This is a genomic window from Georgenia sp. Z2081, from assembly GCF_055326445.1.
The window spans coordinates 85,787-97,542 of record NZ_JBUZNK010000009.1; the positions used below are offsets into that span (position 1 = coordinate 85,787).

General features: G+C 73.4%; 11 protein-coding genes. 7 read left to right on the forward strand and 4 right to left on the reverse strand.

Annotation, left to right across the window (positions count from 1 at the left end; all coding sequences use genetic code 11):
* Positions 1-95: 95 nt before the first annotated feature.
* Positions 96-737: a helix-turn-helix domain-containing protein gene (locus tag ACZLKG_RS12510; protein ID WP_463648903.1), complete on the forward strand. Its 642-nt coding sequence runs from the start codon at positions 96-98 to the stop codon at positions 735-737.
* Here the strand turns inward: ACZLKG_RS12510 and ACZLKG_RS12515 are convergent.
* From ACZLKG_RS12515 to ACZLKG_RS12525, 3 genes are read right to left on the reverse strand one after another with little or no spacing between them, the layout of a single operon-like run.
* The gene (locus ACZLKG_RS12515) at positions 706-1,164 is read right to left on the reverse strand and encodes a cupin domain-containing protein (protein WP_425709497.1); all 459 of its coding nucleotides are present in this window, start codon (positions 1,162-1,164) and stop codon (positions 706-708) included. The two genes, ACZLKG_RS12510 and ACZLKG_RS12515, sit on opposite strands and share 32 nt — an antisense overlap.
* Before the next feature lie 56 nt (positions 1,165-1,220).
* The gene (locus ACZLKG_RS12520; protein WP_425709498.1) at positions 1,221-1,994 is read right to left on the reverse strand and encodes a cysteine hydrolase family protein; all 774 of its coding nucleotides are present in this window, start codon (positions 1,992-1,994) and stop codon (positions 1,221-1,223) included.
* Positions 1,991-3,559, reverse strand: a complete 1,569-nt coding sequence (locus tag ACZLKG_RS12525) for an AtzH-like domain-containing protein (protein ID WP_425709499.1) — start codon at positions 3,557-3,559, stop codon at positions 1,991-1,993. Before ACZLKG_RS12525 ends, ACZLKG_RS12520 begins: the two co-directional genes overlap by 4 nt.
* Before the next feature lie 139 nt (positions 3,560-3,698).
* On the opposite strand from ACZLKG_RS12525, the gene ACZLKG_RS12530 reads away from it, so the two are divergent.
* The 6 genes from ACZLKG_RS12530 to ACZLKG_RS12555 all read left to right on the forward strand — a co-directional run bounded on the left by ACZLKG_RS12530 (position 3,699) and on the right by ACZLKG_RS12555 (position 10,989).
* Complete coding sequence (locus ACZLKG_RS12530) at positions 3,699-5,222, forward strand: MmgE/PrpD family protein (protein ID WP_463648904.1); 1,524 nt, start codon at positions 3,699-3,701, stop codon at positions 5,220-5,222.
* Positions 5,223-6,116 (forward strand): methylisocitrate lyase, encoded by an 894-nt coding sequence (gene prpB / locus ACZLKG_RS12535; RefSeq protein WP_463648906.1) that lies wholly within the window; start codon positions 5,223-5,225, stop codon positions 6,114-6,116.
* Between the two features lie 71 nt (positions 6,117-6,187).
* Positions 6,188-7,318, forward strand: a complete 1,131-nt coding sequence (locus tag ACZLKG_RS12540; protein ID WP_463648907.1) for a bifunctional 2-methylcitrate synthase/citrate synthase — start codon at positions 6,188-6,190, stop codon at positions 7,316-7,318.
* Positions 7,319-7,567: 249 nt separating this feature from the next.
* Positions 7,568-9,118: a xylulokinase gene (locus ACZLKG_RS12545; RefSeq protein ID WP_463648908.1), complete on the forward strand. Its 1,551-nt coding sequence runs from the start codon at positions 7,568-7,570 to the stop codon at positions 9,116-9,118.
* Positions 9,119-9,250: 132 nt separating this feature from the next.
* On the forward strand, positions 9,251-10,288 hold the full coding sequence (locus ACZLKG_RS12550) for a zinc-dependent alcohol dehydrogenase (RefSeq protein ID WP_425709504.1): 1,038 nt from the start codon (positions 9,251-9,253) through the stop codon (positions 10,286-10,288).
* Between the two features lie 47 nt (positions 10,289-10,335).
* On the forward strand, positions 10,336-10,989 hold the full coding sequence (locus tag ACZLKG_RS12555) for a class II aldolase/adducin family protein (RefSeq protein ID WP_463648946.1): 654 nt from the start codon (positions 10,336-10,338) through the stop codon (positions 10,987-10,989).
* A gap of 98 nt (positions 10,990-11,087) precedes the next feature.
* On the opposite strand, the gene ACZLKG_RS12560 is transcribed toward ACZLKG_RS12555, so the two are convergent.
* Complete coding sequence (locus tag ACZLKG_RS12560) at positions 11,088-11,756, reverse strand: prepilin peptidase (protein ID WP_463648910.1); 669 nt, start codon at positions 11,754-11,756, stop codon at positions 11,088-11,090.

Here is an 11,756-nt window from a genome sequence, read left to right on the forward strand (position 1 = left end):
CAACATCATCGACAGTACGGAGCGGCTGTTTCACGCAGGTGTCAGGCGGGCGCCGGGCGCGTGACAGAGTCGGCGACGACGAAGGAGTGCCACCCATGGACCGTCAGACGCGCGCCGACCTCGCCCTCGGCTCCGCGATCCGTGCCCGCAGGCACGCCCGCGGCGCCACGCTCGTCTCGCTCGCCGGCGCGACCGGACTGTCCCACTCGTTCCTCTCCCAGGTCGAGCGGGGGCATGCCCGGCCGTCGATGCGCTCGCTGTTCCAGATCGCCCAGGCCCTCGGGACCACGCAGCAGGCCCTCATGGGTGCCGGCCGGGTCGACGCCGACGAGGTCCTCCGCGGTCGGGACGCCCCCCGCGTGCGCGCGGTGCGCACGGGCGGCTCGTCCCGGCCGGACGCCGGCGCGTCCGGCGCCCGGCTGGTGCTGCGCGCCGGCGACGTCGACATCACCGAGTTCGTCGCGCCGCCGCAGGACTTCCGCGACCTCTTCACCCACGACCACGCCGAGTCGCTCTACGTGGCAGCAGGGACCGTCGAGCTCGAGCTCGTGGACCCGGACGGGACGCACCGGCTCGTCACGCTCGATGCGCGCGACACCGTGAGCTACGGCGGCGGGGTCCCGCACCGGTTCCGGCAGGTGGGGGCGCCGACCGCGGTGGTCCTCGTGGTGCACGCCCACGACGGCGGCGCGGACGCGGAGCACGTCAGCGACCCAGGGTCGCCAGACCGGCGATGACCGCGGCCCGGTCCTCGTCGTCGAGCGCCTCCGGCACCCCGGAGGTCACGAGGTGCTCGAACCCGCTGTCCATCGAGCCCAGGTCGTTGGCCATGATCGTCACCGCGTAGAGCCGCTCCGTCCCGGAGGTGTTGCGGATGTGGTGCACCGACCCCTCGGGCAGCACGAGGACGTCGCCCGCGGCGACCTCGACGGTGTGCTCGTCGCTCACGGCCTCGCCGCGCCCGGACAGGAAGATGAAGATCTCGACCGAGTCCGGGTGGGTGTTGTCGGGCTGCACCCCGTGCGGGTCCCAGATCTCGAAGAACACACTCGTGGGCGACTGCTCGGACGGCCCCGTCAGGTGGGTGAGCTTGACCGTGTCGCCCGCCTGGATGCGGTACGTCTGCAGGTCGGAGAGGTGCTTGAGGATCGGCGCGTCGGCCATGTGCGTTCCGTTCGTCGTGGGTGCGGTGGGGGGCAGGTGGAGCGCGGGGGCGCGGGTCAGGTCGTGACACGGGTCGGGGCGAGTGCCGCGGACAGCTCCGCCGGCGTCGTCGTGAATCCGAAGCACTGGCGCACGTTGTAGAGGGTCGCCGCGCGGCAGAAGTCCGGCGACGTGGTCGCGCTCGCGCCCTCGACGAGGACGACGTCGTAGCCGAGGGCCGCGGCGTCGGTGAGCGTCGCGAGCACGCACTGGTCGACGTTGACACCGGCCAGCAGCAGCGTGTCGACGCGCAGCCGGCGCAGGATCGAGTCCAGCGGGGTGTCGACGAAACCGGTCATTCGATACTTGGAGACGCGCAGGTCGCCGGGCTCGACCGTCAGCTCGTCGACGACCTCGGCGCCCCAGGAGTCCTCGGTGAGGACGGCCGGGCTGAGCCCGGCCCGCTCGCCGATGCCTCCCCCGCGCCCGTCGGCGTCGTACACGTGCAGCACGCCGGGAGGGAGGTTGGCCCGGTCCGGGCGGTTGCCCCAGCCGAGCCACACGACGGGTACGCCGGCCCCGCGCAGCTCCGGGAGCAGCTGTCGCAGCGGTTCGATCGCTGCGCGCGCGGGTGCGACGTCGACGCCGATCGAACCGAGCCACCCCCGGGGATGGAGGAAGTCGTTCTGCATGTCGACCACCACGACGGCCGTGCGCGCCAGGTCGATCGTCAGCCGTTGCGGCAGGGCGCCGAGGTCGACGGGCCTCGTCCCGGGCTGACCGGTGAGGTCGACGTGCTCGGGCCACAGGCCCCACGACCGGGGCCGCGGAGCGACGCTCGCCGCGGTCATCGCGCCGCCACCGCCCCGGCGGCCCGGACCAGTGCGAGGTCGGAGCCCGGGGGGCCGACGAACGACACCCCGGCGCGGGACCGCCCGTGGTGCAGCAGCGGGGCGCTGACGGCGGGCAGACCCGCGAGGGAGGCCAGGCTCGTGAGCCGCAGCGTGCGCGAACGGTCGACCTCGACCGACGCGGGCGACGCCGTCAGTGCGGGCGGCGGGCCCGAGGTGGTCGGCAGCAGGAGGATGCGGTCGGCGACGAGGTCGCGGAGCAGGCTCCGCGCGACGTCGAGCGTCTCCCGCGCCTCGGACGCGGCACCGGCGCTCACCCGGGACGCGGCGCCGAACCGCTCGGCGACGTCGGGGGCCAGTGCGCCCGGGTGCGCGACGATCCATGCCCCGTGGGACTGCCAGGCCTCGAAGGCCTGGACCGTTCGGAAGGCGGCGAACCACTCGTCGAGGTCGCCGGGGAGCCCCGCACGGTCCGCGCGCAGGTGCTCGGCCAGCTCCTCGACCTGCAGCCCGAGACTGGTGTCCGCGAGCCCGGTGATCGCGTCCACCACGACGTACGACCGCGGGCGGTCCGGCGTGGCCGACGGGGAGTCCCCGCCGAGCACGACGCGGGCGGCCCGGAGCAGCGTGCCGGGGCCACGGGTGAGCAGGCCGACGGTGTCGAAGCTGGGGGCGAGCGGAAGCATGCCGTCGGTCGGAACCGCCCCCTGGGTGGGGCGCAGCCCCCAGAGCCCCTGGTAGGCCGCGGGCACACGGATCGAGCCGGCGGTGTCAGTGCCGAGACCGATGCTCACCTCCCCGCGTCGCACGGCCACCGCCGGGCCGCTCGAGGAGCCGCCCGGCACCCGACCGGGAGCCTCCAGGTTCGGCGGTGTCCCGGTGGCGGGGTTCGTCCCCGCGATGCTGTAGGCGAGCTGGTCCGTCTGCGCGACGCCGGTGACGGCCGCCCCGGCGAGCAGCAGCGCGTCGACGGCCGGGGAGCTCTTAGCCTCGGGCTGCCGCTCGGCGAGCAGCGCCGGCACCCCGCCGCCGACGGCCTGGCCCCGCAGCGCCAGGACGTCCTTGACGGCCACCGTCTCACCCGTGAGCTCGCCGTCGCTCGACGGCGCGAGCAGCGGGCTCCCCACGACCCGCCAGACCGCGTGGTCCACGGTGCGCGGCGGCGCGGTGACGTGGGCGGCGGCCACGCGCCAGCCGTCGTCGGTGCGTCGCCACACCTGGGTCTGCAGGCCCGGCGTCCCGGTGGGCGAGCGGACCTCGGCCATGACGAGCGCGGTCCCGGGCGCAAGGTCGCGCACGTGCACGGCCACGACCTGCCGGGTCGGCGCGGTGCCGCGGGCAGACCGGTAGGCGGTGATCGCCCGGTGCCCGACCGTCAGCGTCGTGCCGTCCCCGCGCAGCGTGTCCTCGGCGTCGAGGAAGAGGGCGCCGAGCGCCTCGAGGTCGTTCGCGAGCAGCGCGCGGTCGTAGGCCCAGAACGCGTCGAGAAGAGCGGGGGGCGCCGTGCCGTCGACGCGGACGGGTGCGACGGCCTCGACAGGGCCCGGCGCGGTGGTGGTGTGCATGCCGCCCACGCTAGGAAGGGGTGCGTGTCGGTTCTGTTTCTCCCCGGGTCGGCCAGCGAACGATCACGTGTCCGTCATGTGTCCGGGGTGACGGACCCGTGAGACTCTAGGATCCCGCCACCGTCGCCGAGAGGGCCCCATGAGCAGGCACCACGTCACCGTGCACCCGTCCACCGCCGACCTGCCGCGCGAGCGCCAGCTGGCGTGGGCGATCGCCGAGCTCGCGGCCGACCGGGTCGAGCCGGACGCCGAGGTGACGGACATGGTGATCAACCGGGTGATTGACAACCACGCGGTCGCCGCCGCCTCCCTCACGCGGGCGCCCGTCGTCGCCGCACGAGCGCAGGCCCTGGACCGCCCGCGTGACCCGGGCGCGACCGTCGTCGGGCTCCCGTCCACGACCCGGGTGGCGCCCGAGTGGGCGGCCTGGGCGAACGGGGTCGCGGTGCGTGAGCTCGACTTCCACGACACGTTCCTCGCGGCCGACTACTCACACCCGGGCGACACGATCGCGCCGATCCTCGCCGTCGCCCAGCACCTCGCCGCCCGTGGGATCACGGGGGCCGACGTCGTCGCGGCGATCGCCACCGCCTACGAGGTCCAGGTCTCCCTGGTCACCGCGATCTCGCTGCACAAGCACAAGATCGACCACGTCGCCCACCTCGCGCCCGCGGTGGCCGCGGGCCTCGGCACGCTCCTGCGGCTCGGCCCGGACACGATCTTCCAGGCCGTCGGGCAGGCCCTGCACACGACGACGGCGACGCGCCAGTCCCGCAAGGGCCAGATCTCGACGTGGAAGGCCTACGCGCCGGCGTTCGCCGGCAAGGCCGCGATCGAGGCCGTCGACCGGGCGGTGCGCGGCCAGACCTCGCCGGAACCGATCTACGAGGGCGAGGACGGGGTGATCGCCTGGCTGCTCGACGGCCAGGGCGCCGCCTACGACGTCGACCTGCCGGCGCCCGGCGAGCCACGCCGCGCCATCCTGCGGACCTACACCAAGGAGCACTCCGCCGAGTACCAGGCCCAGGCGCTCATCGACCTCGCGCGCAGGATGGGCGAGCAGCACCCCGAGCTGCGCGACCCCGAGCAGGTGGCAGGCATCGTGCTGGAGACCAGCCACCACACCCACCACGTCATCGGCTCCGGGGCCAACGACCCGCAGAAGTACTCACCCGACGCCACGCGCGAGACCCTCGACCACTCGATCCCCTACATCGTCGCCGTCGCGCTGCAGGACGGGACGTGGCACCACGAACGCTCCTACGCGCCGGAGCGGGCCCGCCGGCCGGACACGGTCCAGCTGTGGCAGCGGATCACGACCGTCGAGGACCCCGTGTGGACGGAGCGATACCACTCGAGCGACCCGGCCGTGAAGGCGTTCGGCGGCCGCCTCGTCGCCACGCTGACCGACGGCAGGGTCATCGCCGACGAGCTCGCCCTCGCGGACGCCCACCCGGACGGCGCGCGCCCCTTCGCCCGCGCGCAGTACGAGGGCAAGCTCGTCACGCTCGCGACCGACGTCGTTGGCGAGGACGAGGTGCGACGGTTCCTCGGCGTCGCCGCTCGCCTGGCCGAGCTCGGCCCGGACGAGCTCGGCGAGGTCACCGTCACCGCGCCGGAGCAGACGATCGCGTCCGCCGGCCGACCCGAGGGGATCCTCTAGGTGCTGCACTCCGCCACGTCCGCCGCCGACAAGCGCCGTGCCCTGCGCGAGCGCCTCTCCTCCGGGGAGCTTCTCGTGCTGCCCGGGGCGTTCAACCCGCTCTCGGCCAGGCTCATCGAGGACACGGGGTTCGACGGGGTCTACATCTCCGGCGCCGTGCTCTCGGCCGACCTCGGCCTGCCGGACATCGGGCTGACCACGCTGACCGAAATCGCGGGCCGGGCGGGTCAGATCGCGCGCGTGACGGACCTGCCGTCGATCGTCGACGCGGACACCGGCTTCGGCGAGCCGATGAACGTCGCCCGCACGATCCAGGTCCTCGAGGACGCCGGGCTCGCCGGCGCCCACATCGAGGACCAGGTCAACCCCAAGCGGTGCGGGCACCTCGACGGCAAGCAGGTCGTCGACGAGACCACCGCCCTCAAGCGGATCAGGGCGGCCGTCGAGGCCCGGCGCGACGAGCACTTCCTCGTCATGGCCCGCACCGACGTCGCGGCGGTCGACGGCCTGGAGGCTGCGGCGGACCGGGCGCGAGCGCTCGTCGATGCGGGCGCCGACGCGGTCTTCCCCGAGGCCATGCGCTCGCTGCAGGAGTTCGCCGCGGTGCGCGCCGCGGTCGACGTCCCCGTGCTCGCCAACATGACCGAGTTCGGCAAGTCCGAGCTGTTCACGCACGCCCAGCTCGCCGACGTCGGCATCAACCTCGTCATCCACCCGGTCTCGCTGCTGCGCTCCGCCATGGGCGCCGCCGAGCGGCACCTGCACCACCTGCGCGAGCACGGCACCCTCACCGCCGTCGTCCCCGAGATGCAGACCCGGGCCCGGCTCTACGAGCTGCTGGACTACGCCGGCTACAACGCCTTCGACGACGAGATCTTCACGTACGAGCCGTGACCCGAGCACCGAGCCGAGCCCCGCCCAGAGCCCTGGGCGCCGCCACGCACCTCACCGACAGGAGCCCCGCCATGACGCAGCAGCACAGCGCAGCCGAGCCCGAGATCCGCAAGGGCCTCGTCGGCGTCGTCGCCGACACGACCGCGATCTCCAAGGTCAACCCCGAGACCAACTCGCTTCTCTACCGGGGCTACCCCGTCCAAGAGCTCGCCGACCGGTGCTCGTTCGAGGAGGTCGCCCACCTCCTGTGGCAGGGCGAGCTCCCCACCGCCGCCGAGTCCGACGCCCTGGTCGCCACCGAGCGCGCCCACCGCGCCCTCGGCGAGCAGACCCGCGCCGTCGTCGACGCCCTGCCGACAACCGCGCACCCCATGGACGTCGTCCGGACCGCGGTCTCCGTGCTCGGCGCGAGCGACCCGCTCGCCGAGGACTCCTCGCGCGAGGCCGAGCTCGAGAAGTCAACCCGGCTGCTCGCCCAGGTCCCCGCCGTCGTCGCCTACGACCAGCGTCGCCGCCGCGGCCAGGAGGCCGTGGCCCCGCGCGACGACCTCGACTACTCCGCCAACTTCCTGTGGATGACGTTCGGCGAGGAGGCCGACCCGGTCGTCGTCGACGCGTTCCGCCGCTCGATGGTCCTGTACGCCGAGCACTCCTTCAACGCCTCGACGTTCACCGCCCGGGTCGTCACCTCCACGCTCGCCGACCTCCACTCCGCGGTCACCGCGGCGATCGGGGCGCTCAAGGGCCCGCTGCACGGGGGCGCGAACGAGGCCGTCATGCACGTGCTGCACGAGATCGGCACCGCCGAGGGCGCGGCGGCCTGGCTCGAGCAGGCGCTGGCCGAGAAGCGCAAGATCATGGGCTTCGGGCACCGCGTCTACAAGAGCGGCGACTCGCGGGTCCCGACGATGAAGGCCGCCCTCGACACCCTGGTCGAGCACTACGACCGGCCCGACCTGCTCGCGCTCTACGACGCTCTCGAGGACGAGATGACGCGGGCGAAGAACATCCTGCCGAACCTCGACTACCCGTCCGGGCCCGCCTACCACCTCATGGGCTTCGACACCGAGATGTTCACCCCGCTCTTCGTCGCCTCCCGGGTGACGGGCTGGACGGCGCACGTGATGGAGCAGCGGGCGAGCAACGCGCTCATCCGACCGCTGTCCGCCTACTCCGGGCCGGACGAGCGGCACCTGGCGTAGGAGTCCGGCGCGCCCCGCGCACGGTCGCGGGGCCGGAGCTCGGCACAGGCTCACGGCGCGCGCCCCACGGAGCGAGCGCACCACCGTGCAGCGCGTCGGCGGCGTCCCGCACGATCGTTCGCGTCACCAGACATACTGGTGCTTCCAACACGAACCGTGGTGAGATCATCGTGGAGTCCGCGCCGGGACTGCGGCTCCCGTCGCGGCCGACGGCGGCCCGACGCCGATCAGCGCCGATTCGAGGTTCCCATGCCCCCGTCATCACCGCTCGTCATCGCGGTCGACTCGTCGACCACGTCCAGCAAGGCCATCATCGTCGACCCCGACGGCAAGGTGGTGGCGCTGGGCAAGCGGGAGATCCAGCTCCGCAGCCCGCAGCAGGGGTTCGCCGAGCACGACCCCGCGGCCTGGTGGAACTCCACCAACGAGGCGGTCGCCGCCGCGGTCTCGCAGCTGAAGAACGCCGACAAGGAGCGCATCGTCGCGATGGGCGTGACCCACCAGCGCGAGACGTTCGCCCCGTTCACCGAGGACGGCACGCCCCTGAGGAACGGCATCCTCTGGATGGACATCAGGGCCTCGGACCAGATCCTCACGTACGGCACGAAGGACATCTGGGAGCTGTCGGGCAAGCCGCCGGACGTCACGCCGGCCATCTACAAGATGGCATGGGTCAAGGAGAACGAGCCGGGCGTCCTGGACAAGGCCGATCGCGTGGTCAACGTCCACGCCTACCTGGTGAAGAAGCTCATCGGCGAGTGGAAGGACTCCGTCGCCTGCGCCGACTCCCTCGGCCTGTTCGACATCGCCCGGCAGACCTACGACTCCTCGCTCCTCGAGATCGCCGGTGTCCGCGAGGACCAGATGGTCGACCTGTACAAGCCGGGCGAGGTGCTCGGCGAGATCCAGGAGTCCGTCCTCGACGGCTGGGGCCTCTCGCAGCCCGTCACGCTCGTGGCCGGCCTCGGCGACGGCCAGGGCGCCGGCATCGGCGCCGCCTCCGTGGACGAGCAGACGCTCTACATGAACCTCGGCACCGCGGTCGTGGCCGGCGTCCTGTCCGAGGAGTACGCGTTCGGCCCCGTCTACCGCACCCTCGCAGGCGGCGTCGCCGACACCTACGTGCTCGAGGTCCTCCAGTCCTCCGGCGCGTTCCTGCCCACCTGGTACCGCACCGCGTTCTGGAACCCCGAGCTGCGCGGGCGCCCCGACCCCCAGCTCGAGCGGATCGCCGCCGAACGCGCACCGGGCTCCGGCGGCCTGGTGACGCTCCCCTACTGGAACGCCGTCCAGAGCCCGCACTGGGACCCGATCGCGCGCGGCGCGGTCGTCGGATGGCGCGGCTCGCACGGCCGCGGCTCCATGTACCGCTCACTCCTCGAGGCGATCGGCCTGGAGATGGCCCGGTCGCTCGACGGCCTCGAGAAGGCCACCGGCACGACGATCACCACCGTGCGCGCGATGGGCGGCGGCGTCCGCTCGCCGCTGTGGCGGCAGATCATGGCCGACACGAGCGGGAAGCCGATCACGGCCTGCCTCGAGGACGAGATCTCCGCGCTCGGCGCGGGCGTCCTGGCCATGGCCTCCACCGGCGTCCACGGCGACACCTCGGTGCGCACCGCCGCCCAGGCGATGGCGCGCTTCGGCGACGTGACGGAGCCGAACCAGGACAACCACGAGATCTACGCCGAGCTCGGCGCGATCCAGGGCGAGATGTACGACGCCCTCAAGGGGACCACCGACAAGCTCCAGGCGTTCGCCACGAAGTACCCCGACGCCGAGGTGGGCGACGTCGAGTGACACCGCGCCCTGCCGCGGCCGACCCGGTCGCGGCGGGGCGCACACCGACCGGGGCGGCCGACGCGATCGGCCGCCCCGGACCGCACACGCAGGACTGCGCGAGCAGGACCGCACGAGCAGAGAAGAGAGCGCATGCGCGCGTACATGTTCCACGGACCCGGCGACCTGAGGCTCGAGGACGTGCCCGAGGGCCGTCCGGGACCCGGCGAGATCGCCGTCGAGATCAAGGCCGCCGCCACGTGCGGCACCGACCTGAAGTCCTACCGGCGCGGGCACCCCACGCTGTTCCCCTCCCTGCCCGCTCGGTTCGGCCACGAGTTCGCCGGCGTCGTCACCGAGGTCGGCGAGGGCGTGGAGCGGTTCGCCGTCGGGCAGCGCGTCGTCGCCGCCAACACGGCGCCGTGCGGCTCGTGCTGGGCGTGCACCATCGGCCGCGAGTCGCTGTGCGAGAACCTCCAGTACCTCAACGGTGCGTTCGCGGAGCAGATCGTCGTGCCGAAGGCGATCGTCGACCGCAACACCTACGTCATCCCCGACTCCCTCCCGTTCGAGGCGGCCGCCCCCCTCGAGCCGCTGTCGACGGTCGTCCACGGCATGCACGAGTCCGGCATCGAGCTCGGCGACACCGTCGTCATCAACGGTGCGGGCCCCATCGGCCAGATGTTCCTCAAGCTGGCCCAGCTCCGCGGCGCCACCGTCGTCGTGGCCGACCGCTCCGCCGGACGGCTCGAGCAGGCCCGCGCCGCCGGCGCGAGCGAGACCGTCGACCTCACCGGTCTGGAGACCCCCGAGGAGTGCGCGGCCGCCGTGCGCCCGTTCACCCCGGGCGGGCGGGGCGCCGACGTCGCGATCGAGGCCGTGGGACTGCCGAACGTGTGGGAGCAGACCGTGCTCGGGCTGCGTCCGGGCGGCACCGCCGTGCTGTTCGGCGGGACCCCGAAGAACGCGCCGTTCTCGGTCAACTCCTCCGACATGCACTACAAGGAGTACACGCTCAAGGGCGTCTACCACCACCAGCCGCGGTTCGTCCAGATCGCGGTCGAGCTGCTGAGCACGAACAAGTTCGACGGGCTCAGCCTCGTCACCGAGACCCGGCCGCTCGAGGCGCTCGTGGAGTCGCTCGAGGACATGGCCGAGGGCAAGGGCTCGAAGTACATCCTCCAGCCCTGACCGGCCGCAGGGATGGCGACGAGAGACACGAGGAGGGTCAGGTGAGCATGCTGCTCGAGAAGGAGCGCGCCGAGGTCGTGCGCGTCTGCCAGGAGATGCAACGACAGGGACTCGTGGTGGGCACCGCGGGCAACGTCTCGGTGCGGGTGGGCGACCAAGTCGTCATCTCGCCGTCGGGCATGGCCTACGAGGACCTGGAGCCCGGCGACGTCGGGGTGCACGACCTGTCGGGCGAGCCCGTCGACGCCGCGTACGCGCCGTCGAGCGAGCTGCCGCTGCACCTGGCGGTGTACGCGGCCACCGACGCCCGGGCGATCACCCACAACCACGCGCCGGCGTCGACGGCGCTGAGCGTGGTGGTCGACGAGGTGCCGGCGACGCACTACTACTCGTCGATGTTCGGCGGCCGCCTGCGGGTGGCGCCCTACGCGACCTTCGGCACCGACCAGCTCGCCACGAACGTGGCCGGCGCCCTCGAGGGCCGTACGGGCGCGCTCATGGCCAACCACGGCGCGCTGACGACCGGGCCGACCCTGGCGAAGGCGTTCAGCCTCCTGCAGTACCTGGAGTACGTCTGCGAGGTGCACCTGCGGGCGATGTCCGTCGCGGGCGTACCCGGGGCCCACGTCAAGGTGCTCAGCGACCAGCTCCTCGCGGAGGCCGGCAGCGGCCTGTCCGGCTACGGGCAGACCAGGAAGTAGTCGGGGCGCAGCCCCAGGGGCGGTCCCGGCCGGGAGCGGCCGGGCGCCACCCCTGTCGCGGGTCGTGCCGGGCGGTGTGGGCGGACGGGCCCGTGACGTCAGACCGCGAGACCGCCGGCGAGCTGCAGCCACGTCGCCAGTGCCGCGCCCAGGAGCAGCGAGGGCCCGAGCGGGACGTGGGACCGCAGGTTCGCCCGCCCCACAAGGACCGCACCGATCGAGTGCAGCCCGCCGAGGACGATGCCGAGGACCGGCCCCACCGTGGCGGCTGCCACGGACAGGTAGCCGAGCCACGCACCGGTCAGCAGGAGCAGCTTGACGTCGCCGAGGCCGACCCCGCCAGGCGTGACGAGCGCGACGACGTAGAGCACGCCCGCCGGGACCAGTGACCCGGCCGCGGCCTGCATCAGTGCCGCCGGAGCTCCGGCCGTGACCGAGGCCGCCACGAGGAGCGGACCGACGACCACGGCGGCGGCCAGCAGGAGACGGTCGGGCAGCCGGTGGGTCCTGACGTCGGTCACCGCCAGCAGCACGGCGATCCCGGCGAGCCAGCCGCCCGCCGCCGCCCACAGCACGCGGGCCGCACCGGTCGCGGCACCGGCCGCGGCCCCTGGTCCGGCGTGCGGGGCCGCTGAGCCGTCCGCCGATAGCAGCGCGACGGAGGCGAGGACCGCGACCACGCCGGCAAGGCCGATCGTCGCCGGACCGACCGCGCCGAACGCCGCCGCCCTCGCCCGTCGGGCGGGAGCGCCCGATGCGTCGCCCAC